Origin of the sequence: Methanoculleus sp. UBA291 (assembly GCF_002499755.1) — an archaeon.
Lineage (GTDB): Archaea > Halobacteriota > Methanomicrobia > Methanomicrobiales > Methanoculleaceae > Methanoculleus > Methanoculleus palmolei.
Map to the genome: position 1 here is coordinate 12,730 of NZ_DANC01000032.1, position 22,037 is coordinate 34,766.

The 22,037-nt window shown below is 62.9% G+C and carries 26 protein-coding genes; 19 read left to right on the top strand and 7 right to left on the bottom strand.

The annotated features are described in order from the left end of the window. Window positions 1-535 precede the first annotated feature (535 nt). The 4 genes from BP737_RS07735 to BP737_RS07750 all read left to right on the top strand — a co-directional run bounded on the left by BP737_RS07735 (window position 536) and on the right by BP737_RS07750 (window position 3,476). Window positions 536-1,471 (top strand): deoxyhypusine synthase, encoded by a 936-nt coding sequence (locus BP737_RS07735; protein ID WP_292405010.1) that lies wholly within the window; start codon window positions 536-538, stop codon window positions 1,469-1,471. Continuing rightward, window positions 1,468-2,103, top strand: a complete 636-nt coding sequence (gene pyrF / locus BP737_RS07740) for an orotidine-5'-phosphate decarboxylase (protein ID WP_292405013.1) — start codon at window positions 1,468-1,470, stop codon at window positions 2,101-2,103. Before BP737_RS07735 ends, pyrF begins: the two co-directional genes overlap by 4 nt. 117 nt (window positions 2,104-2,220) lie before the next feature. Beyond that, the gene (gene nrdD, locus BP737_RS07745; RefSeq protein ID WP_292405016.1) at window positions 2,221-2,583 is read left to right on the top strand and encodes an anaerobic ribonucleoside-triphosphate reductase; all 363 of its coding nucleotides are present in this window, start codon (window positions 2,221-2,223) and stop codon (window positions 2,581-2,583) included. Beyond that, entirely contained in the window at window positions 2,580-3,476 is an 897-nt protein-coding gene (locus tag BP737_RS07750; protein ID WP_292405019.1) for an adenosylcobinamide amidohydrolase, read from the top strand. The genes nrdD and BP737_RS07750 overlap by 4 nt, the downstream gene beginning before the upstream one ends. A 7-nt stretch (window positions 3,477-3,483) precedes the next feature. On the opposite strand, the gene BP737_RS07755 is transcribed toward BP737_RS07750, so the two are convergent. Beyond that, the gene (locus tag BP737_RS07755) at window positions 3,484-3,678 is read right to left on the bottom strand and encodes a DUF1858 domain-containing protein (protein ID WP_292405021.1); all 195 of its coding nucleotides are present in this window, start codon (window positions 3,676-3,678) and stop codon (window positions 3,484-3,486) included. 273 nt (window positions 3,679-3,951) lie between these two features. Between BP737_RS07755 and BP737_RS07760 the strand changes: the two genes are divergently transcribed. The 4 genes from BP737_RS07760 to BP737_RS07775 all read left to right on the top strand — a co-directional run bounded on the left by BP737_RS07760 (window position 3,952) and on the right by BP737_RS07775 (window position 8,229). After that, window positions 3,952-5,178, top strand: a complete 1,227-nt coding sequence (locus BP737_RS07760; RefSeq protein WP_292405023.1) for a nucleotide-binding protein — start codon at window positions 3,952-3,954, stop codon at window positions 5,176-5,178. Next, window positions 5,175-5,741, top strand: a complete 567-nt coding sequence (locus BP737_RS07765; RefSeq protein WP_292405026.1) for an RPA family protein — start codon at window positions 5,175-5,177, stop codon at window positions 5,739-5,741. The genes BP737_RS07760 and BP737_RS07765 overlap by 4 nt, the downstream gene beginning before the upstream one ends. A gap of 39 nt (window positions 5,742-5,780) precedes the next feature. Then, window positions 5,781-7,088: an erythromycin esterase family protein gene (locus BP737_RS07770; protein WP_292405030.1), complete on the top strand. Its 1,308-nt coding sequence runs from the start codon at window positions 5,781-5,783 to the stop codon at window positions 7,086-7,088. 160 nt (window positions 7,089-7,248) lie between these two features. Then, complete coding sequence (locus tag BP737_RS07775; RefSeq protein ID WP_292405033.1) at window positions 7,249-8,229, top strand: arsenic resistance protein; 981 nt, start codon at window positions 7,249-7,251, stop codon at window positions 8,227-8,229. 28 nt (window positions 8,230-8,257) lie between these two features. On the opposite strand, the gene BP737_RS07780 is transcribed toward BP737_RS07775, so the two are convergent. The 3 genes from BP737_RS07780 to BP737_RS07790 all read right to left on the bottom strand — a co-directional run bounded on the left by BP737_RS07780 (window position 8,258) and on the right by BP737_RS07790 (window position 10,406). Next, window positions 8,258-8,896, bottom strand: a complete 639-nt coding sequence (locus BP737_RS07780; RefSeq protein ID WP_292405035.1) for a recombinase family protein — start codon at window positions 8,894-8,896, stop codon at window positions 8,258-8,260. A gap of 174 nt (window positions 8,897-9,070) precedes the next feature. Continuing rightward, complete coding sequence (gene ribB / locus BP737_RS07785; RefSeq protein ID WP_292405037.1) at window positions 9,071-9,745, bottom strand: 3,4-dihydroxy-2-butanone-4-phosphate synthase; 675 nt, start codon at window positions 9,743-9,745, stop codon at window positions 9,071-9,073. Continuing rightward, window positions 9,738-10,406, bottom strand: a complete 669-nt coding sequence (locus tag BP737_RS07790; protein ID WP_292405038.1) for a DUF120 domain-containing protein — start codon at window positions 10,404-10,406, stop codon at window positions 9,738-9,740. The genes ribB and BP737_RS07790 overlap by 8 nt, the downstream gene beginning before the upstream one ends. Window positions 10,407-10,528: 122 nt before the next feature. Between BP737_RS07790 and BP737_RS07795 the strand changes: the two genes are divergently transcribed. The 4 genes from BP737_RS07795 to BP737_RS07810 are packed head-to-tail and all read left to right on the top strand — an operon-like array spanning window position 10,529 to window position 13,837. Beyond that, the gene (locus BP737_RS07795) at window positions 10,529-11,239 is read left to right on the top strand and encodes a helix-turn-helix domain-containing protein (RefSeq protein ID WP_292405040.1); all 711 of its coding nucleotides are present in this window, start codon (window positions 10,529-10,531) and stop codon (window positions 11,237-11,239) included. Then, window positions 11,233-12,285 (top strand): hydroxymethylglutaryl-CoA synthase, encoded by a 1,053-nt coding sequence (locus tag BP737_RS07800; RefSeq protein ID WP_292405042.1) that lies wholly within the window; start codon window positions 11,233-11,235, stop codon window positions 12,283-12,285. Before BP737_RS07795 ends, BP737_RS07800 begins: the two co-directional genes overlap by 7 nt. Further along, window positions 12,282-13,442 carry a thiolase domain-containing protein gene (locus tag BP737_RS07805; protein WP_292405044.1) on the top strand — a complete coding sequence of 387 codons (1,161 nt, stop codon included), beginning with the start codon at window positions 12,282-12,284 and terminating at the stop codon, window positions 13,440-13,442. Before BP737_RS07800 ends, BP737_RS07805 begins: the two co-directional genes overlap by 4 nt. Before the next feature lie 2 nt (window positions 13,443-13,444). Beyond that, a complete protein-coding gene (locus BP737_RS07810) occupies window positions 13,445-13,837 on the top strand; it encodes a Zn-ribbon domain-containing OB-fold protein (RefSeq protein ID WP_292405047.1) in 393 nt (130 codons plus the stop codon). A gap of 277 nt (window positions 13,838-14,114) precedes the next feature. On the opposite strand, the gene BP737_RS07815 is transcribed toward BP737_RS07810, so the two are convergent. After that, window positions 14,115-15,053 (bottom strand): class I SAM-dependent methyltransferase, encoded by a 939-nt coding sequence (locus BP737_RS07815; protein ID WP_292384182.1) that lies wholly within the window; start codon window positions 15,051-15,053, stop codon window positions 14,115-14,117. A 43-nt stretch (window positions 15,054-15,096) separates the two neighbouring features. Here BP737_RS07815 and hmgA point away from each other — a divergent pair, with 43 nt between their 5' ends. After that, a complete protein-coding gene (gene hmgA / locus BP737_RS07820) occupies window positions 15,097-16,305 on the top strand; it encodes a hydroxymethylglutaryl-CoA reductase (NADPH) (RefSeq protein WP_292384180.1) in 1,209 nt (402 codons plus the stop codon). A 10-nt stretch (window positions 16,306-16,315) separates the two neighbouring features. Here the strand turns inward: hmgA and rimI are convergent, their stop codons facing one another. Further along, window positions 16,316-16,780, bottom strand: a complete 465-nt coding sequence (rimI, locus tag BP737_RS07825; protein ID WP_342686091.1) for a ribosomal protein S18-alanine N-acetyltransferase — start codon at window positions 16,778-16,780, stop codon at window positions 16,316-16,318. Between the two features lie 85 nt (window positions 16,781-16,865). On the opposite strand from rimI, the gene BP737_RS07830 reads away from it, so the two are divergent. After that, complete coding sequence (locus BP737_RS07830) at window positions 16,866-18,128, top strand: DUF1015 domain-containing protein (protein WP_292405049.1); 1,263 nt, start codon at window positions 16,866-16,868, stop codon at window positions 18,126-18,128. Window positions 18,129-18,227: 99 nt separating this feature from the next. Here the strand turns inward: BP737_RS07830 and BP737_RS07835 are convergent, their stop codons facing one another. Then, window positions 18,228-18,869: an FmdE family protein gene (locus tag BP737_RS07835; protein ID WP_292405052.1), complete on the bottom strand. Its 642-nt coding sequence runs from the start codon at window positions 18,867-18,869 to the stop codon at window positions 18,228-18,230. Between the two features lie 258 nt (window positions 18,870-19,127). Between BP737_RS07835 and BP737_RS07840 the strand changes: the two genes are divergently transcribed. From BP737_RS07840 to BP737_RS07860, 5 genes are read left to right on the top strand one after another with little or no spacing between them, the layout of a single operon-like run. After that, entirely contained in the window at window positions 19,128-19,691 is a 564-nt protein-coding gene (locus BP737_RS07840; RefSeq protein WP_292405055.1) for a hypothetical protein, read from the top strand. Further along, window positions 19,688-20,731: a hypothetical protein gene (locus tag BP737_RS07845; RefSeq protein ID WP_292405058.1), complete on the top strand. Its 1,044-nt coding sequence runs from the start codon at window positions 19,688-19,690 to the stop codon at window positions 20,729-20,731. The genes BP737_RS07840 and BP737_RS07845 overlap by 4 nt, the downstream gene beginning before the upstream one ends. Continuing rightward, window positions 20,725-21,228, top strand: coding sequence for a DUF7288 family protein (locus tag BP737_RS07850; protein ID WP_292405060.1), 504 nt, complete (start codon window positions 20,725-20,727; stop codon window positions 21,226-21,228). The genes BP737_RS07845 and BP737_RS07850 overlap by 7 nt, the downstream gene beginning before the upstream one ends. Continuing rightward, a complete protein-coding gene (locus tag BP737_RS07855) occupies window positions 21,216-21,596 on the top strand; it encodes a hypothetical protein (RefSeq protein WP_292405063.1) in 381 nt (126 codons plus the stop codon). Before BP737_RS07850 ends, BP737_RS07855 begins: the two co-directional genes overlap by 13 nt. Next, window positions 21,577-22,029, top strand: a complete 453-nt coding sequence (locus BP737_RS07860; protein ID WP_292405066.1) for a hypothetical protein — start codon at window positions 21,577-21,579, stop codon at window positions 22,027-22,029. Before BP737_RS07855 ends, BP737_RS07860 begins: the two co-directional genes overlap by 20 nt. The last annotated feature ends 8 nt before the right edge of the window (window positions 22,030-22,037 follow it).

Below are 22,037 nucleotides of genomic sequence, written 5' to 3' on the forward strand. Positions count from 1 at the left end.
TTTACAAAAAAAGATTTATAATGTTTGTGTGTTAACAAATCACTGGTGATCCCGTGCCGACTATCAGCGGCGAAGGCAGCCATGCTTCGACCCGTCCGCCCGCGGACGGTGCCGGCCCCGGGCAAACGGAGTGGAGCGGCGGTCTGTAACGATTCGCGGCCGAGCATGCACGGAGCGAAACGAAGATAACCCCGGGATGTTCTCTTCGTTTTCGGCCCGGAAGTCCGCTCTATAAAGAGATGGTCCGGTTCTCCGGACCCCCGACACGGCGGGACGAGCGGGATCATCCCGTGTCGGACAACCAGTCATCCCCTGTCTGGCAGCGGGGACCCGACAACCGGGTCTCCGCAACAATTCTTTTTTTCGTGGTCTCCGGTTTTCGGACGACGATCTTTCAGGGGAGATGCGAGAGTGCAGGCAAAGGTGCACCCCGGGGAGACGGCCAGGCGGCCCATCAAGAGGACCTATATGAAAAAGACGATCTATTATCGTGCATGAATACCAACGTTCTCCCAAGAACTGGTGTAACACAATCATGACCTTCAAATATGGGGATGCAGTAAAACAGGCACAGGTGCGCCCCGGGATGACGGTCGGCGAACTCGTCGACGAACTCGGGAAAGCCGGAGCCTACAACGGAGGATCGCTGTGGCAGGCGGTCAACATTTACGAGCGGATGCTCCGCGACGAGCAGGCCCTGAAGTTCTTCGGCCTCTCGGGGGCCATGGTGCCCGGCGGCATGGGAGGCATCGTCGCCGACCTCATTCGCCGGGGGCACATCGACATCCTCGTCTCGACGGGCGCAAACCTCACCCATGATGTCATCGAAGCGATAGGCTGCCACCACTACCACGGGACCGCGCAGGTCTCAGATACCGAACTCTGTGAGGAGGGAGTCAACCGGATCTACGACATATTCCTTCCGAACGAGGCGTTCATCAGATTCGAAGAGTTCATGCAGGAGACCTATTCGTCCATCCCGGAGGGCTCGACGGTCTCGATCTCCGGTCTCCTTAACCAGATCGGCGGCCGGCTTGAGACCGGGATCCTTGCGGCGGCGGCAAAGGCCGGGGTGCCGGTCTACTGTCCCGCCATCCAGGACTCCATGATCGGGCTGCAGTACTGGCTCTTTTCCCAGACGCATAAGGTCACGGTCAGCGCGTTCGACGACATGCACGGGCTCCTCGACCGGTGCTTCGAGGCAAAGCGGGCCGGGGCCCTCCTCGTCGGCGGCGGTGTCCCGAAGAACTACATCCTGCAGAGCAAACTGATGACCGAGAGCGGGTTCGACTATGCGGTGCAGCTCACCGGCGACCGGCCGGACCTCGGCGGCCTCTCGGGCGCGACGCTCGAAGAAGCCCGGTCGTGGGGCAAACTCACCGGAGAAGCCACCGCCGTGACGGTCTACGGCGATGCGACCATCAACCTGCCGCTCCTCGTGGCCGCAACCCTTGAGAGGCTGGAAGGGTGACCGAACTCATCCTCTCTCTCGATCTCTGCGACCGCCGGCAGGCGGCGAGCATTGCGGAGTCCTGTGCACCGTATATCGACGCGGTCAAGGTCGGCTACCCGCTCGTCCTCTCGGCCGGCCTCGGGATCGTACAGGACCTTGCCGGCCTCGGGCTGCCGCTCATCGCCGACTTCAAGGTTGCGGATATCCCGAACACCAACCGCCTCATCTGCGACGCGGTCTTCTCCGCAGGGTTTGACGCCGTGATCGCACACGGGTTCGTGGGACCCGACGCCGTGCGGACCTGCGTCGAGGTGGCGCACGACCGGGGCGGGGCCGTTTACGTCGTCGCCGAGATGAGCCATCCCGGGGCGGTCGAGTTCTTCCACGGCGGTGTGGCCGAGCGAATCGCAACGCTCGCCGTCAACTGCCGGGCCGACGGGATCATCGCTCCCGCCACCCGCCCGGACCGGATCGGCCGGCTCCGCGAGATCGTCGGCAGGAGGACGATCTATTCCCCGGGCGTGGGAACCCAGGGCGGCGACATCGATACGGTGGCCGGGCTCGTCGACGGGGTTATCGTAGGGAGGAGCATCTACGAGGCGGAAGACCCCGCGGCCGAAGCCAAACTTCTCTCCCGCATCCGCCGGTGATGAGTTCTCCGTTCCGATCCCCGCGCAAGGGAGATGACGAGCCCTATGAGTGATCTGAGGCGGATGCGGCTCACCCATTTCTAAGGGTTAATATATTTCCCTGCAGATACTGGTATCATGAACTGGAGCCCTGAACAGCTGGAACTGGCAGCGAAGTACCACAGCCTCGACGAAATACCCAAAGAAAAGCGGCGGTACAAGTGTCACACCTGCCACTGCGTCGTGGACGAGACCCCCTGCCCTAACTGCGGCGAGACCTCGCTCGAGATCATGTGCCCGCTCGACCATTGCGACTGTCACCACTCCATCGTCGAGAAAATCGAGTACTGCCCGCTCTGCGGCCATGCCATCTGTCCGGAGTGCGGGAGTCACGACGTCGTGCAGATCAGCAGGGTCACCGGATACCTCCAAGACGTCGCGGGCTGGAATGCAGGCAAGCAGCAGGAATTGAAAGACCGGGTCCGCTATTCCATCGTATGAGATACTTTGTCCGGGACGGAACTCTTTTTCTTCGCGGCCGGTTACGGGCGGCGAGCACCGGCGTCAACGGCGGCATCGCCGACGTCACGACGATGTTAAGCCACACCGTACCGCACGATTTCGAGGGCGACCCGGTACGCCATCTCTACCTCGTCGCCGCCAGGCACGGTCTCTTCCGTGAGTTTTTCGGACTCATGACCGCCGTTAGCATGCGGCATCTCTGCGTGCTCCAGTACGACTTCATCACGGTCTTCATCACCGCCGGGATAACGAACCCGACGGCCGCGTCCGCCGCTCCGCACACCATCAACATCATCGTCCACAGCCGGGAGGGGATGAGCGATGCGGCGCTCCTCGAGGCGATCATCACCGCGACCGGGGCGAAGGCCCAGGCGCTCCACGATCTCGGCTACGATGTTGACGCCACGACGGATGCTGTCGCCGTCGCCTGCGAGCGCGACGCCGTTCCCTCAGGACAGCGTTCGGTGCACACCTCCGCCGGGACGCTGACCGAGGTCGGCAGACGGGTCCACGCGGCCGTCCTGCACGGCGTCCCGGAGGCCCTCGCGCGGTGGCAGGGGGAGGTCCGGCGGAGCGAGCCGTCGTTCTTCATCTACAGCCGTTACGGCGGGGAGCACTGGGTGGAATGGCGGAAGGAGGGCTGCCCTTACTACCCCTGTCATTTTCCGGGACAGCGGTGCGACTACTGCTACTGCCCCTGCTACCCCTGCGCCGATGAGGAACTCGGAGAGTGGGTCGAGAGTTCGAGCGGCGGCAAGATCTGGGCGTGCACCGGCTGTACACTCCTGCACGTCCCCGGGATCGCGGATTACATTAAAAGAAATCCCGAGGCCACTCTTGCCGAGCTCAAGCGCCTTCGGGATAGGTTATAACCCGGGTTTACGCCTCGGCGATGCCGAGGGCGGAGAGCATCTCTTCGAGCGGGACGCCATGCGCCTGGGCGGCTTCCCGGATCGTCTCGTTGTTCGCGATGGCGCAGCCAAGGCAACCCATTCCGAACCGGAAGAGTACCTGTGCCGATTCGGGTTTCTCCCGGAGGAGGTCCGCGATTGTAGTGTCCGCATTCAATGCCATACAGCTGATGTTGTACCTGCCCCTATTTATACATCAAGGATGAGGTACGGAGACGCTCCGATTCGGTTGCGGACCCGTAAAACAGTGTCATCCGGCTGTCCCTGCAGACGGCGGACGGCCCCATGGAGACTGCAGATACGAACCGCTGATGCCGTGCCCTTTGCCGATCGGCTGCACCGCCGGGCTTTTATACGATGGCTCGCGGTTCATTTTCACACCGCGCACGGCATCTTTAATTTCTGATGAGTCGTCAGTACAGACTGGAGATGTAAAATGCACCTATCCGAGGTAACAGAGAGAATCTCCCGGAAACTCGAAGCAAAAGGCGCGCAGCCCGATCGACAGAAGATCGAATCGCGCCTTCACCGCCTCGTTGAAGAATTCGGCGTCAATATCGAAGAGGCCGAACGAACGGTAACCGCGGACCTCGCCCGCGAATATAACCTCACCGGCGTCGGAGCCGCCTCCACGGATCTCCGCCCGATAAGCGAGATCATTCCCGGCGACTGGGTGACGATCGAGGGAAAAGTCGTTGCCCTGACCCCGGCGCTCTCGCCCTCGATCGCTCAGACGGGGATCATTGCCGACTCGAGCGGCGCCATACGCTTTGTCACCTGGACCCGGGCGAACGCTCCCGCGATGGAGTACGGCCAATGGTACCGGATCGAGTCCGCGGTCGTCGACGAGTACAAAGGCGCACCGAACCTGAAGATCCACTCGGGCACCACGATCTCCCGGATGGAGAAGGATATACCGCTCCTCCCCTCGATCACGCCGATCACCGAGCTGAAACCCGGTGTCGGGAGCGTGCGGGCCAAGGTCGTCCAGGACTGGGAAGTGACCCACGACCGGATGCTCCAGACGGGGCTCCTCGGCGACGAGACGGGCACCATCAAGTTCGTCATATGGAAAGAAGAGGGCAAAGATAAACTGGACCTCAATGCTGTCTACAACATCTACTACGCCACCGTCGACGAGTACAACGGCAGGCTCTCCCTCTCCCTGAACACCGCGATGTACATCTCGGACGAAGGGGATATCGAGGTCGGGCGGAACGAGACCGAGATCCAGGGCGCTCTCGTTCACGTCGCTCCCGGCTCGGGCCTGATCAAGCGCTGCCCCGTCGAGGGGTGCAACCGGACGCTCTCCCGACAGAACTACTGTCCGGTGCACGAGATCCAGCCGGAGTTCCGCTACGACCTCCGCCTGAAAGCGGTCCTGGACGACGGGATGCGCGCCCATAACATCCTGATACAGCGCGACCTCGTCGAAAAACTCACGGGGCTCACCCTCGATGAGGCCGTCGGGATCGCGGAGTCGAACCCGCTCGGCATGGACGAGACCTTCTACCGCATCAGGGACGCGGTGCTCGGGCGCTACTATACCTGCAGCGGGAGCGAGTTCGGCGGCAGGCTGCTCGTCAACTCCTGTACTCCGGTCACGTTCAAGCCCGAGGAACTGGCTGCACTGCTGAACCGTGCCGGAGGTGAGCCGGCATGAAGCCCCAGGTCGCGTTCGAGCGCGAACCGGCACGCAGGGTCTTTGCATCCGAACTCCGGGAGACCCGCTACCAATTCAAGGACGGCGACGACGAGAAGAGCCCGACCTACGTCATCCTCCCGAGCGGCATCCGGAGCAACCGCATCTTCATCGTGGGGACCCTCACGGAGAAGCAGCGGCAGGGCGACCAGAACATCTTCTACCGCGGCCGGGTGGTCGACCCGACGGGCACCTTCTTCATCATGGCGGGGTCCTACCAGCCCGAAGCGATGCAGCAGCTTGCCCGGATCGAGCCGCCGGCGTTCGTCGCCGTCGTCGGGAAACCGAACCTCTACACGACCCCGGACGGAACCTGCCTGGTCTCGGTCCGGGTGGAGTCGATCTCGGTCGTGGACCGCGAGACCCGCGACCTCTGGGTTCTGGACACCGCCCGCGAGACCCTGGACAGGCTCGATGCGTTCGGCACCACCGACGACTCCCGGAAGGCCCAGGAGGAGTACGGGACGCAGCCGGATATCTACCGAAAGATCATCTACGACGCACTCGCCCAGGTGCAGTTGTAGGACCGCGACGCCGACCATAATATTAGACCAGGAGGCCCCATGCCCGATCGCCCATACCGGGCCCTCAACGACTGGATCGCCCGCGAAGCAATCCCGTTCTCTCTCGACTCGCCCAAAGCCTTAAACAACGCCGTCGACTCAATGACGGCCGCGCTCGGCGACTCCGTGGAACTGCTCGGTCTTGGAGAGGCGCTCCACGGCGGTGAGGAGGGCCTCATCCTCCGCAACCGGCTCTTCGAGCGCCTTGCTACGGCGCACGGTTATTCCGCCATCGCCATCGAGAGCAGTTTCCCCCGGGGGTGCCTGGTGGACGGGTACGTGGCCGGCCGGGGCCCGGCCTCGTACGCTGCCGTGCAGGATGCCGGGTTCAGCCACGGCTTCGGCCGGCTCGACGCGAACCGTGAACTCGTGGAGTGGATGCGGGAATACAACGCCGATCCGGCCCACCGCATCAAACTCCGGATCTACGGCTTCGATACGCCGACCGAATTCGGCAGCAGCGACAGCCCGCGCCGGCTCCTGCAGTTCGTTCTCGACTACCTCTCCTCGGTCGACAGTGCCGCAGGCGCGGCGTATCGCGAGCGGATCGAGGCGCTCCTCGGGGATGACGCCGACTGGGAGGACCCCGCGACGGTCTTCGACCCGACGAAGTCGGTCGGCCAATCCCCGGCCGCAACCGCGCTCCGGGTCGAGACCGAAGACCTCATTGCGGAACTGCACGCCCGCCGCCCCGAACTGAGGGTGCTCTCCGGCAACGACCGCTACCGGGAAGCGATGCAGTATGCAGCGGCCGCGCGCCAGCTCCTGAACTACCACGCCGCACTCGCGCGAAATCCGGGCGACCGGGTCTCCCGGCTTCTCGGGATGCGCGACGCGGCGATGGCGGACAACCTGGCGTACATGGTCGCCCGCGAGCGCGACCGGGGAGGAAGGGTCTTCGCTTTCGCACACAACAGCCATCTTCAGCGCGGAAAGATGGAATGGCGGTTCGGCACCGACCTCTACGAATGGCATCCGGCGGGAGCGCACCTTGACGCGATCTTCGGCCCGCGCTACGCCGTCGTCGGGTCGGCGGTAGGCGTTTCGGACGAAAACGGCATCGGCCGGCCGGAACCCGGCACCCTCGAGGCCCTCCTCACCGCCGGCCCGGGTCCGGTGCGGCTCATCCCGACGCACAGAGGAGAACGGCTGTCCGGTTCGGCAACCGCAACTCTCCCGACCCGTCGGGGTAGTACGAAGAACCCGGGCTACTTCCCGCTCACCCCCCGGAGCCTCACCGACTTCGACTGGCTGGCGGTCCTGGACGCAACGGGATACGCCCGCGGCGGGCCGCCGCTGCAGCAGTGAGACGCCGGACAACAGGGGCGTTCGCCCCGGGCGGCACTGTGCCAATCGGGAAGAAGTTGTTCGCCGATCTCGCAGGATACGCCTGCAGGCGAAACTTCGGTCCCGACGAGAGGGTTGTTACGGACGAGGGGCTCGTTCGAGAGAGGAGTCAGGAGAACGCATGAGCGCCGAAAGCATCAAAGAAGCACTGGAAACCCGGCAGGTCGGGATCTACTTCGGCGCCGTTCTGACGGCCGGGGTCGCGGCTTTGCTGGCGCCCGAGATCGCCGCCGTCAGGACCGGCATCAATCCGGCGCTCGCACTGATGCTCTTTTCGACCTTCCTGCAGGTCCCCCTCGCCGATCTCGGGAAAGCCGTAGTACACGTCCGTTTCATAGCGGCCCTACTCACCGCGAACTTCATCGCCATTCCGCTTCTTGTGACGGCGCTCGTGCAGTTCCTGCCCGACGACCCATCGGTGCGGTTCGGCGTGCTCCTGGTTCTGCTTGCACCCTGCATCGACTACGTCGTGACCTTCTCCCATCTCGGCCGTGCCGACGCCCGCCTTCTGCTCGCGGCAACTCCAGCCCTCCTCATTACGCAGATGCTGCTCCTGCCGGTCTACCTCGGCGCCTTCCTCGGGACCGACGCAGCCGGTCTTGTTCAGGCCGGGCCGTTCGTTCAGGCATTCGTATGGGTGATCGCCGTCCCGCTTCTCTTCGCCGCCTTGGTACAGTTGTGGACGGCGCGGAGCCGAACCGGCGAGCGGGTGTCGACGGCGTTCGGATTGCTTCCGGTGCCGGCAACCGCGCTTGTGCTCTTCGTCGTCGTCTCGGCTGTGGTGCCGCAGCTCGGGCCGGCGAAGCAGACGGCCCTATGCGTCGTGCCGATCTACCTAGCCTTTGCCGTACTCGCCCCGCTGATCGGGTGGTCCGTTGCACGCCTGTTTCGGCTCGACGCGCCTACGGGACGGGCCGTCGCATTCAGTGCGGCCACGCGAAACTCGCTTGTCGTACTGCCGCTTGCTTTTGCCGTGCCGGGAGCGGGCCCGGTTCTGCCGGCGATCATCGTCACACAGACGCTCGTCGAACTGACGGGCGAACTGGTCTACATTCGGCTGATCCCACGGCTGGGAAACCGCAACTCCGTAACCGCGATTTAACCTGCAGTCTTACCCGGAGGATACCGGTTTACTCCGCCGGTTCCTGCCGCGCTCCCTTCCATTCCCCCTTCAGTTCGGGGTAGTCGGCGAGGATCTTGCTGACCGTACTCCTGCTGATGTCGAACATCCTGCAGATCTGGCTGATGCTCGTTCCTGCCTGCCGTATCGTGAGAAGAGCCTCGACCTGACCCTCGTTGAGCGCCCTCGGCCTCCCGATAGGCCTCCCGTCCCCTCTCTTTGTCTTCTTCGAGGCTGGGGGTGCCGCCTTCCGGGTACTCTCCCGGTACCGGTCCATGTATGCGATGAAGTTGCCGACGGCCTCCCTCCGGAGTTCCGGGTCGTCCCGGTGCCCGAAGAAATCGTTGTTCACGCAGTAAACCGTGCAGCGATCGTTTAACGTTTTGAGGGCTGCAAGCCCGCTGTCCATATCCTTGGCAAGATCGGCAAGATCATAAATGATGATCTCAGAGCAGTTATTGACGGTGCAGTATTCCAGCATCGCCGCAAAACCCTTCCGTTTCTCCGGAGGCGTTGCGTTCGCCCGGTGGTCGCGGAAGATTTCAACAATACGAAATCGATATTTACAATAGTTCTCGACTTCACCCTGTTGTGCTGCGAAATCTCCTTTCTTTCTTGTATTCAGGTATGCCACAGCATCTTTTTTCATCCGTTTATGGTGCCGTATAATCGTATATATTATTTTTGAAGGTGCACGAACGACGCCGGTTTACGGCACGGCACAGGACCCCGTGCAAATATCTGCTCTTCGCCGGAGAATGTAAAAAAAGGTCCTTCCGAAGAGGTTCGTCGGATCGGGCGCGGGGCCCGAAAAAAAGCACGGTTACGCCGGTCGCCGCGACTCCCACCGGTCCAAGACCTCCCTCCCCTCGACGAAGACAAGCCCGTGCTCCCGCGCGTAGGCCATCGCGCCCTCCTTCGAGAGGGCAAGCCCCGTCCTGTCGTCCAGCATCTCGCAGATCGTGACCGCCGGGGTGATATTTGCCATACCGGCAAGCGCGATCGAAAGTTCGGTCTGCCCGTGCCGCTCGTCGAGCAGCCGGTCGGCAGCCCGGAGGAGAGCAACGTGGCCGGGCGTCCGGAAATGTGCGGCAAAATCGTGCCCGCCGCCGTTGAGCGACTGCTTCACCTCGTCCGCCACGGCGGTGACGGTCAGGGCGCGGTCGCGGTCCGTGATCCCGGTATAGGTATCCCGGTGATTCACCCAGAGCGAGAACGACGAGTGGTTCTTTGGATCGTAGGGGACCTCGCCGTCCTTCTCGACGAGGCTGCAGCCCCGGAGGACCTCGTGGGCAAACGGCAGACCGAGCCGTTTTGCGGCCTCAGGATGCACCGCCGTGCAGATCAGTCCGCCGCCGTCTTTGCGCATCTGCCGGATGTGAGCGGGCGTAACCGCATCAGACCGGATTGCAAAGTCGGTCTCGCGCTCGCGGTTGTCAAAATCGTAGAGCAGGATGAATTCGCCCTTCGCCAGGGCCTCTATAGCTGCATCAATCATGGGCAATCTCCACCTCAATCATATCGTTATCGTTTAAGTCCAAGACCTTGCGAAGCTCGCACCCGGCGATAACCTCGACGATATCCTCCGGGTAATGGGTCCGGGAAGGCTCGACAATGGCGCATTTCTGACCCCCGATACGGCAGGGGAGCACTCGGGCGCCGCCGAACGTCCGCTCGTCGGCAGTAAACCCCGGAACCTCGATCCAGCCCGCGTGATCAAGGTGTTTGCGGACCTCGATGCTCGCGGTATCCAGTCTGATATTCAGGGTGCCGGGGAAGGGTTCAAACCCGAGATACTCGCCGAACCGCTCCTTGTAATGGGGGAGGCTCATGTAGTAGCGCCCCTCGCCAAGCCCGCTGATCACGGTCCCGGCGAGGACGTATCGCCGCTGTTCCGGGTTGAATATCCTGACGTAGTCCGCATACTCACGCTTCAACGCCTGCTCGCCCCCCCTGGAGACCGCGACATACTGGCCGTCGGGTTTCATCGACCGGACGATAAACTGCTGCCGCTCAAGCGCGATCAGCCGCCGTGAAGCCGTCTGGGGGCTGATACCCAGTTCCTTCCCGAGCGACTGTGAGGAGAGCCGGATCGGGCCCCGGCACCCCCCGAGCAGGGCGATCGTCTTTAAGGACTGCAGGTCTTCCGATTCAACCATCGTACCATTATTGAGATGCATACTATATACGGGTTACGCAACGATCTCAGGCACGGCCGACTTCGTGAAATGTCGAAGTGGGATACGCTAATTATTTAAGTGGCGGTGCTGAGAGTACTTGCATGAAATCCGGAGTGCGGCATCAACTTGCCGAGAAAATGGCAGGAGAGATCACACTTTCGGACTCACCGGGTCAGGCTCTCAAGAAATGGCGGCAGAGTTTCGACATTCCGCAGGGACTTCTTGCCGAGCGCCTTGAGGTCTCGCCCTCTGTTATCAGCGACTACGAAAGCGGACGAAGAAAGAGTCCGGGAACCGCCATCGTCGGCAAGATTGTCGACGCGATCCTCGCAATCGACGAGGACAACGGCGGTCGGTACATTAACAAATTTGCTAAAATTCTGTACAGTGAGTTCGACGAAGACGTCATCTACGACATTCATGAGTATGCGTCCCCCGTGGGTCTTGCGGAATTCGCCGAAGCCATCGGCGCCGCCACGCTCTGCGGTCCGATGGACCAGACCGTTTATGGGTATACGGTTGTCAACAGTCTCCATGCGATCCTCCAGCTCTCTTCGAGCGAGTTCAACCGCATCTACGGCTGGAGCACGGAGCGTGCCCTCATCTTCACCGAAGTCTCAACCGGGAAGTCGCCCATGGTGGCGATCCGGGTCACGCCGTTCAAACCCCGCTGTGTGGTGCTTCAGGGCATCAGCCCGGAAGCGGTTCATCCGCTGGTCCTGGGTCTCGCGGAGCGCGACCGGATCACCGTACTCTGCACCGAGATGGACGTCCAGACGATCATCAGTTCATTACGAGGAAAGTTATGGTAGGCATCTATTCATACGGCGTCCATATCCCGCGATATCGGATTAAAGTCCCGGAAATCGCCCGGATATGGGGTGCCAACGCAGAGGACATCACCCGGGGTCTCGGGGTCTTTGAGAAGTCCGTTCCCGATCTCGATGAGGATACCACAACGATCGCCGTCGAGGCGGCCCGCGCCGCTCTCCGGCGGAGGACCGTCGACCCGGCGTCTATCGGCGCTATCTACGTAGGGAGCGAATCGCACCCCTACGCGGTCAAGCCCACCGCCTGCACGGTCGGCGAGGCGATCGGGGCGACCCCCAATATGACCGCCGCCGACTACGAGTTTGCGTGCAAGGCGGGGACGGCCGGCATCCAGACCTGCATGGGTCTTGTCAAGAGCGGGATGATCCCGTTCGGGATCGCCGTCGGCGCGGACGTGGCTCAGGGGGCTCCCGGCGACGCGCTCGAGTACACGGCTGCGGCCGGCGGGGCTGCGTTCGTCATCGGCGAAGGGGAGACCATCGCCGATATCAACCGGACCTGCTCCTACACCACCGACACGCCCGATTTCTGGCGTCGGGAAGGGCAGAACTACCCCCGCCACGGCGGGCGGTTCACCGGTGACCCCGGCTACTTCAAGCATGTTCAGGGCGCCGCACGGCTGATGCTCGACACGGTGGGGACGAGCCCGAAGGACTACGACTACGCCGTCTTCCATCAGCCGAATGCGAAGTTCCCGCAACGGGCGGCAAAGATGCTCGGCTTCTCCAATGAGCAGATCCGGCCCGGGCTTGTCGTCCCGAGGCTCGGTAATACCTACTCCGGAGCATCGATGATCGGGCTTGCGGCAACGCTCGACGTGGCGAAACCCGGCGACCGGATCTTCGTCACCTCGTTCGGGTCCGGGGCCGGAAGCGACGCCTTCGACATCACGGTCACCGATGTCATCGAGTCGGAGGAGTTCAACCGGGCGGCGGCGCCGACCGTGGAGCAGGTGCTCGCGAACCCGATCTACCTCGACTATGCACTGTATGCCAAACACAAGGGAAAGATCGTGATGCAGAAATGAGAGATGTAGCAGTGATCGGAATCGGGTGCACGGAGTTCGGGGAGCACTGGAGCACCTCGTTCCGCGACCTCTTCGTCAAGGCGGGGACGCTGGCGCTCGAGGATGCCGGGGTCTCCGGCGAGATGATCGACGCCCTCTATGTGGGGAACATGAGCGCCGGGAGGTTCGTCGAACAGGAGCACATCGGGGCCCTGATCGCGGATTACGCCGGACTCGCGACCAAGAACATCCCGTCGACCAGAGTGGAGGCGGCCTGCGCCTCCGGCGGACTTGCTTTCCGGCAGGCGGCGATTGCGGTCGCAAGCGGCATGGAGGACGTCGTGGTCGCGGCGGGAGTCGAGAAGATGACCGATGTCGGGACCGGGGCGAGCGTGGATATGCTTGCGAGCGCCGCGGACCGTGAGTGGGAGGGGTTCGCCGGAGCGACCTTCCCCGGGCTCTACGCGATGATCGCAACCGACTACATGCACCGCTACCCGCTCACCCGGGAGCAGCTTGCAGAGGTCGCGGTGAAGAACCACGAAAACGGTGCAAGGAACCCGATTGCCCAGTTCCGGAACCGGATCACGGTCGACACGGTCCTCTCCTCCTCGCTGGTCGCCGACCCCCTGCGGCTCTTCGACTGTTCGCCGATCACCGACGGGGCGGCGGCGGTCGTGGTGGTGCCGCTTGAGCGCGCCCATGAGTTCACCGACTCACCGGTACGGGTGCTCGCAAGCGCCCAGGCGAGCGACACCATCGCGCTCCACGACCGGCGGGACATCTCCACCCTGGACGCCACCGTCACAGCAGGGAAGCGGGCGTTTGCCCAGGCGGGCCTCACCCACAAGGACATCGATATGCTCGAAGTTCACGACTGCTTCACCATCGCCGAGATCTGTGCGATTGAGGACCTCGGGTTCTGCAAGAAGGGCGATGCGGGCAGGCTCACCGAGGAGGGAGTCACGGCCCTCAACGGGGACCTCCCGGTGAACACAAGCGGCGGCCTGAAGGCCTGCGGCCATCCTGTCGGCGCGACGGGGATCAAGCAGATCTGCGAGATCGTCACCCAGCTCCGCGGCGAGGCTACGGGCCGGCAGGTGGACGCGGAGATCGGTATGGCCCACAACGTGGGCGGGACCGGCGCGACGGTCGTCGTGCACATCCTGGGGGCGTAAAAATGTCGGTTTCACGATTCTGGAGAAAGATCCCGCAGCGGTACAACCTTGTCGGGACACAGTGCACGACCTGCGGGCGCTACTTCTTCCCGCCCCGGTCGCTCTGCCCCGACTGCCGGAGGAGCGGCCACATCGTCGACCACAAGTTCAACGGTGAGGGGACGGTCGTCACCTACACGGTGATCCGGTCGGCAAGCGATCAGTTCGAGCATACCACCCCCTACGTCCTTGCTATCGTTAAACTCGACGAGGGCCCGAGGCTCACCACCCAGGTCGTCTGCGCGCCCGAGGACGTGAAGATAGGGATGCGGGTGAAAAGCGTCTTCCGCCGGGTGACGGCGGACGGCGAGAGCGGCACCATCCACTACGGCACGAAGTTCGTGCCGGTGGAATAATATTCAAATTTTTGTCTCCGGGGCTTTTTCGGGCTTCGGACTAAAAGGGATCACGCTCGATACTCTTTTTTTTGACGCCCGCACCCACCCTTCCGGCTAGTCGCGCTTCGCATGAGGCTCTAGCGCCCCTTGCATTGAAAACTCACACGAAGTGCGACTGTCCGCAGGGTGCGGTGGTTTATCAAAAAACTGGATGGAACCGAAAGGTTGCGAGCCGCGAAGACCGGTACCTGTCCCCTTCGCGGCTTCGCGTGAGTCATGCCGCGGCCCAATCCACCTACACCGAAGACTCGCCCGAACCTTCTTTCTCAACAGTAATATCGTACACCGCGTGCCACTTCCCCGGCGAGTAGGTCCTGACCACGCGTTCGACGACCTCTCCCCGGGTGACCGCACGGATCAGGGGGAGGTACTCCCCTTCCCGCTCCTCCAGGGCGTAAAGGTGGATGGTCCCGCCGTCCCGGCAGAGCCGGGCGGCTGTCAGGAGGAACTGCGGTGCGGCCAGGGGGAGGTTCATGACGATCCGGTCGAAGGGGGAAAAATCGAGCCGGAGAAGGTGTCCGGCGTCCGCGAGCATCGGGATGACGTTTTCCGCCCGGTTGAGCGCGATGTTATGGATCATCAGGTGGACAGCGGCGGGGTTGAGGTCCGCGGCGACGACGAAAGCGGCCCGGCGGGCCAGGGTGATCGCAAACGGCCCGACGCCGGCGAACATATCGAGCACCCGCTCCCCCTCCTCCATCGCGCGAAGGACCCGCTGCCGTTCGGTCGAGAGCCGGGCCGAGAAGTAGGCGTGGGCGAGGTCCACGTCGAAGCGGAGACCGTACTCGGTCACCCGGGTGCGGGTGGACGGGACCCCTGCAAGGACGGCGAACCGGCGGATGCGGTACTCCCCCTCGACCGGGGTCTCCGGGAAGAGCACCGTCGCGAGGGACGGCCGGGCGGCGAGCAGCCGCCGGGCGCCCCCGGGGTCGTTCTCCTGCATGATGGCTATCCCGCCCACGAGCTCGTGGCGGGGGAGAACGACCTGTTCCGGCACAGCCTCAAACTCGCACCGGAGAGCGCCCGGGACCTCTCTTACGACCGGAAAGAGGACGGCGCCCCCCTCGGGGCGCGGCTTACAGCGCCGGTCAAGGAGCCCCTCGCCAAGCAGCCGGTGCCGTGTCTCTTCAGCCTCCCTCTTCTCCACCGCAAGGCACCACTGTTCCTTTCGCACGCCGACCACCAGCCATCTTTAGGTATGAGTCCTCATACTATTCATGGATGATTACACGAGGAGGCTGAAAGAAGGCTCCCTCAAACTCTACGCGCTCGAAAAGGAACTCCCCCCGGAGGAAGCGGTCCGGGTGCGGCGGACCTTCATTGAGGAAGAGACCGGCACCGCCCTTCCCGCGGTGGGGTCGTTTACCATCGGGATCGACCGGGTGGTGAAACGCAATATCGAGAACATGATCGGCGCGGTGCAGGTGCCGATCGGCGTCGCGGGACCGCTTCCAGTGAAGGGGGAGTACGCCCGCGGGTCCTACTACCTCCCCCTGGCGACGACCGAAGGAGCGCTCGTGGCATCGGTGAACCGCGGGTGCTCCCTGATCACCCGGGCGGGGGGTGCGGACGTGCGGATCATGCGCGACGGGATGACCCGGGCGCCGGTTTTTGCCGCACGCGACGTCGTCCACGCCCGTGAAGTGGTCGCCTGGGTGGACGAACACACCGCCGAAATCCGCGAGACGGCGGAGAGCACCACGAAGCACGGGGAGTTTCTCGAAGCCGTCTCCTACGTTGCGGGGACGAGCGTCTTCGTCCGGCTCGAGTTCGACACCAAGGACGCCATGGGCATGAACATGGTGACGATCGCAAGCCAGAAGGTGGGCGAGCTCATCGAACGGGAGACCGGGGCCCGCCTCGTCTCCACTTCCGGGAACATGTGCACCGACAAGAAGCCGGCGGCGATCAACCTGGTCCGGGGCAGGGGAAAGACCGTGGTCGCGGGCGTGCGACTGACCGACGAGATGGTCGCCGACCTCCTGAAGACCGATTCTGAGACCCTTGTCGCGGCAAACTACCGCAAAAACCTTGTGGGCTCGGCGCGGGCGGCCTCGTTCGGGTTCAACGCCCACGCAGCGAACGTCGTCGCCGCCATGTTCATCGCCTGCGGACAGGACCCCGCCCACGTCGTCGAGGGGAGCACCGCGATCACCACCGCCGACCGGGTAGACGGCGGCGTCTACGTCTCGGTCACCCTCCCCTCGCTCCCGGTGGGAACGGTCGGCGGCGGCACCGGGATTGATACCCAGCACGAGTGCCTCGCGATGCTCGGCGTCGCCGGAGGCGGCGACCCGCCGGGGACCCACGCGAAAGCGCTTGCCGAGATCGTTGCCGCCGGGGTGCTCGCCGGAGAACTCTCCCTCCTCGGCGCCCTCGCGGCCCAGCACCTTGCCAGGGCCCACCAGGACCTCGGCAGGGGATAACATCCCCTTTCTAAAACCGGAACCACTTCATCATGACGAGGGCATCCTCCTCGTTCGCGTAGTAGGAATCTATCTGGAAGACCTCCTGGTAGCCGAGGCGGTGGTAGAACTCCTGAGCGCCGGTATTGGTGATCCGGACCTCGAGCTGGACACCGCTCGCGCCTAAAACGGCATACTCCTGTTCCAGGCGACGGATGAGCTGCCACCCGACTCCCCGGCGCCGGTATCCCGGAGCGACCGCGAGGTTCATAATATGCCCATAAACCTCTTCTCCGGTGTCTTCAACGCCCCCGGCAACGAATCCCGCCAGGTTGCCGTTGTTTTTGGCCACAAAAAATGTCTCGGGGTAGTAGGCGAGCGATTCACGGAGCGTCCTCTCATCCCACGGGTCGACGAACGCCGCTTTCTCGACGGCAACTATCTGCGGGACATCGACGGGTTGTGCCCGGTGAATGGTGAATTGAAGCGGCATCATAGTTACCGGCCTTTCCTTTGCGGAGTGCCTTATCTAATATAATGTCAGGAGACAAAATAATAGCCACATACGAGTGGCGGTTTCCATGGTTCAAATCTATCGGTTCGCAGCGGTTCGCCCTGAACGTCGGTACTCTGAAAAGATACCTTCTGTGCCGTACGATGTGGTGACGGCGGATGAAGCCCGGGAATGTATTGAGAAAAACCCTCTGAGTTTCCTGCGGGTCAGCCGGCCAGACGCCGAACTCCCCGACCTCCCCCCGCACGACGACCGGGTCTACCGGCGGGCGCGGGAGGTCTTCGACGGCATGCTTGCAGACGGTCTTATGCAGCGCGACCCGGACCCCGGGATGTACGTCTACCGGGCCGTCCAGGGCGACGAGGAGTTCGTCGGGCTGGTCTGCTGTGTGGCGACGGAGGACTATGAGAACCGACGGATCCGACGGCACGAACTCACCCGATACGACAAGGAGGAGGACCGAACCCGGCACATCGACGCGGTCGGGGCCAACACCGGCCTTGTCTTCCTGCTCTACCGCGACCCCGGCGAGATCTTCCCCTACGTCCACTCTCTCATCGACGGAACGGGGCCCGTCGGGAGCACCGTAACCGGATCTGGCGCGCTTCACGAGGTCTACCGGGTCACCGACGGGGCGGCCCTTTCGCACCTTGAAGACCTCTTTGCGACGGTGCCGGAGGTCTACATCGCGGACGGACACCACCGGGCCAAATCGGCGGTGAACGTGGCGGAACGGCGACGGAAAGCAGGAAGGTTCACCGAAGAGACCGGGAAGTTCATGGTGGTCCTCTTCGCCCACGACCGGGTCCGTATCCACGGCTACAGCCGGCTTGTTGCGGACCTCGGCGGCTACACCCTCCCGGGATTCATCGACGCGCTCTTCGCGGCAGGCTGGGACGTCCGGCCCTACGGGAAGGTCGACGATACGGGCTACCAGATCCCGCCGCTCGCGACCGGGAACGGGCCGGTGCATGTCATGCACTTCTACCTGCAGGGGACCTGGTACGAGGTCTCCCGGCCGGTCGCCGACCCCGCCGACCTGATCGGGTCCCTGAACGTCTCGGTGTTGCAGAAAAAGATCCTCGAAGGGATGCTCGGCATCGCCGACCCCCGGGGCGACCCCCGGCTCAACTACATGGGCGGGGCAAAACCGCTCTCCGAACTCGAACGGCTCGTCGACTCCGGGAAGTACGCACTCGCAATAGCGATGCAGCCGGTGCGGGTCGAGACGGTGCTTGCGATCGCCGATGCGAACGGCATCATGCCGCCGAAATCCACCTGGTTCGAGCCGAAACTCCTTTCGGGGCTTGTCATCCACACAATCGATTGAGCAACCCGGATCACCGCCCTTACCTTTTTTGTTCCGGCATCCGGGGTGGTGCAGGGAGGGATTCCAATCGCAACAATTGCGCGGGAGAGGGTGATCCCCTCACCAGCGCCGGGAGTACTCCTGCGAACAGGCGTAGCAGACGAACTTCCCGCCCTCGACCCTGACACGGGATTCAGCGGTCATCTCGCCGCACTTTGCGCACGGCACCGACCGAAAGATCCGGGCCCGCTCCGGGATCTTGACGTCGACATCCCGGACGGTGAAGAGTTGTTCGGCGGGCAGGTCCAGGACGGCCTCGACCACCCGGTCCACCCGCTTGCGGTACTCGGCCTGCTCGGCGGCGGAGGCGTCGCCCCGGAACACCCGCGCCCGGAGCGGCGCAAGATCAGGGTCGAGCGAGTCGGTGTCGAACGACGGGTTTGCCGCGATGCGGACTGCATCGCCGGTCCGGCGGTTGATGAAGGTAAAGGCGTGCTTGCCGTAGTCTTTGAAGAGGAGGTTTCCCTTTCCTGCGGTGCAGCCGGTGAGGACCTGGATGGCGTCGACGCCGCAGGCGTCGGTCTCGGCGATGGTAACAATCTCCTCGTCCTCCGATCTGCCGGAACGGAGCCGGTCAAGGGCGATCTCGGCCGCTCGATAGCCCAGCGCAAGGCCGGGGCAGACGTGACCGTGAAAGGCGGCCGCTTCGGCGAACCGGCTGTGTGCTTCCCCCGGACCTCCGGGAGGCGTAGTATTACACATAATCCTACCTTGCGTGAAATATTGTTATCTGCCGATGAATATATGTTACGATGCCGTGCCGCGCCTCTCCGTCCGGCCGCGGGAAGAGACCCCGGCGTATAACGGTCCGGACAACCCGAACCGCGAACCAATCGAACAGGAGAAATATTTTTGCCGTCGGAGACCGGCACGTTTCCAATATCCAGCCAAAAGAGCAGATTTTTGAAGATGCAATAGCGGGGGTTATTTATATACCTTCATGTATAATGACTGCTCTACATGAGAGTCCCCGGAGGAGTCCTGACCCTTCTTGCCGCAATCTGTATCCTCTGCACCGCGTGCGGTTGTCTCGGCGCGTCTCCGCCGCCGTCGGGCGGCGGGATCACCCCTATCGACGTGCCGGAGCCGCCGGGGACATCGACCCTCGCCGGGGCCCTTGCGGAGCTGGACCTCATCCAGGCCGAGGGCGACCTCAACGTCACCGGCACCATGGTGCACCAGGTGCTCGGGACCGGCGTGAACCTCGACGGTCAGGCCGCCGCCTGGGGCCTCGGCCTCCGGGATGGGGAAGAGGTGCGCTGGCTGACCTTCGGTCCCACGGGCTGGAAGGAGGTCTCGCTCCGTGCCCCCCTGCCCGCCGAAGAGGTAAACCTCGACGACGTCCTCTCCCCCGAAGACCTCCTCCGCGGCCACGAGGGGACGCTTTCGCCCGCGATGGAACGCCTCGGTGCGGATACGGTCGATCTCGCGCTCGCGGAGGGAGTCTATACCGTCACCGTCCGGTCGGATGCGGGGATGGAGAACTTCGCGTTCCGGGCGGACACCGGGGAGGCGATTGTATGAGACCGGGTGCCGATGACGGGGTGATGTCGATTGACTTCCTCGCGGGATTCACGATCTTCATGCTTGCCCTGATCGTGGTGGTGGGCATGGTGCCGGGGCTCCTTGCGGGCCTTGCGAGCAGCGGCATCGACTACGACGCGGTCGCCTACAGGACGGGGGTGATCCTCGTCGAGGACCCCGGCTGGCCGGTCTACCCGCCCTGGGAGATGACCGATCCGGCTCATAAGGATGACATCCAGCGAATCGGGCTTGCGGTCTCGAAGGACACCCCGAACATCCTCCTCTCGACGAAGGTCGAGAGGTTCTTTAACGAATCGTTCTTTGACACGGAAGATTACCGCAGCAAGGCGATCTTCGGCGACATTCCGTATTCTTATAACTTTTCACTCAACATCTCTCACCCGGATGGCAATTACGAGCTCAAGCAGGCCGGCGACCCCCTCCCCCCCGGCCACGGCTACATCCGCCGGGCGGTGAAGATCAAGGAGCCGGGGGTGGCAAAGATTGAGTATGACCAATACACTAATTCCACGCTTGATGACTCGACCCCCCGGATGTTCACCATCCGGCTCAACTTCAGTCACCTGCTAAACCAGTCCATCGGCCCGGCCTACCGAATCGACCCGCGGACCGAGCCGGTGAGGGTCAACATCAATATGACCGGATACCTCAACCCCGGCACGAACGCGACGCTTCAGAGCGTGACGTTCTGGAAGATGGACACGACACGATCGAACCCCGGGTTCACCCCGATCCCGTTCTCCTACGACGTGAAAGATTCGGACCTCTACACCCTCACTCTCGACGGGAGTTCAAGCGACCTCCTGCCGGACATACCGGTCAAAACGAACATCTCTTTCGTGCTGAAACCGGCGGCCACCTCCCTCTTTACCTTGGACCAGAACAGCATCCTGGATATCCGGTTCATCTTCGATGACAGTCCTCAGCGGACCACCCTCAACGGCACCTACCTCTACGACTATGATAGCGTCCCTCCCCCTCCTCTGAAACCCGGCGTCCTGGAGGTGGCGATATGGTGAACGATGCGGGGCAGCTCTACACGATGGAAGGGGTCGCGGCGGGGCTCATCATGCTTCTCACCGCGTACATCGTCGTCAGCACGACGAGCGTCTACACTGCGGGAGATACCCACATCCCGGATATGCAGCTCGAGCAGCTCGGGAGCGACGTCCTCGCGATGATGGATACGCCGGATGCCGCGGGAGGCGAGAGCCGGCTGGTCGAGTTTGTCAACGAGAATAAGGGCCCTGAATTCAAGAATGCGTTCCTGAACTACTGCAACGCAACAACGAGCGGTACTCTCGATAACCTGCATATGAGTGCGAACGTCACTTACCGGGATGATGACGCGATTAAAGAACATCAGTTCGTTGAGCCAGACGAAACATGGACGGGGCGGGAATCCGCCGTACGGGTGACCCGGTGGGTTCAGTTGGATTATCAGAGCAGTCGAACACACTATGATAAAACAAGGGCCCAGGCCGTCCTCGTGGAGGTGCTGTTATGGCGCGTATGAATGAAGACGGCCAGTGGATCGTGCTGATGGGGCTCCTCGTCGCCCTGGGGCTGTTTTTCCTTGCGCTGATCATCAACCAGTCGGCGCTCGTCGGACAGACGACCGCGGAAGGCGTGCTCGAGTTCCCGAAGAACGATATCCGGGACCTGCGGGAAGCGGTATTCGACTACGTCGATGCTTACGAGAAGCACGATTCCGATCCGAGTAAGATCCGCAACGACATCGTCGCGATATCGCTCGAACGAAAGAACGCCGTGGTGTATTTCGAGAACGAAACGCCGCGGGACGTCTCGGGGCGCATGCTCCACCCGGTGACCATCCACTACAACAACGGGGTGACAGACTACGATGAGACCACATATTACTGAGCCGGTAAACGAGGAGGGCGTCACCCGGCTGATGGAGTACGTCATCATCAGTGGGGTGCTGCTCCTGCTGATGATCGTCATGATGTCCACCGTCAACGCCGTCTTCATGGAGGGGCCGGCGGACAGGCTCCGCTACCACGCCTTCGTGGACATCGGAAACGGGGTCAGCACCAGGATCGTGGACCTTTACGTGATCGCTCCCGACAACGGGACGATTGAGACGAAGTTCGACATCCCCGACGAGGTCGCCGGAAAGGGCTACTTCGTGGACGTGGACATGGAGAAGAAAGACGCGAGACAGGAGATCCTGGTGCAGGGCGGCAGCGTCAAAAGCCGGATCGCCATCGCCGGCATCGGGGCGACGAAAGGCGTCGTCGGCAACACCACCGGGGCGGGGTGGAACAGGATCCAGTATGACTCAAAAGGGTTTTAGGGGAGGCG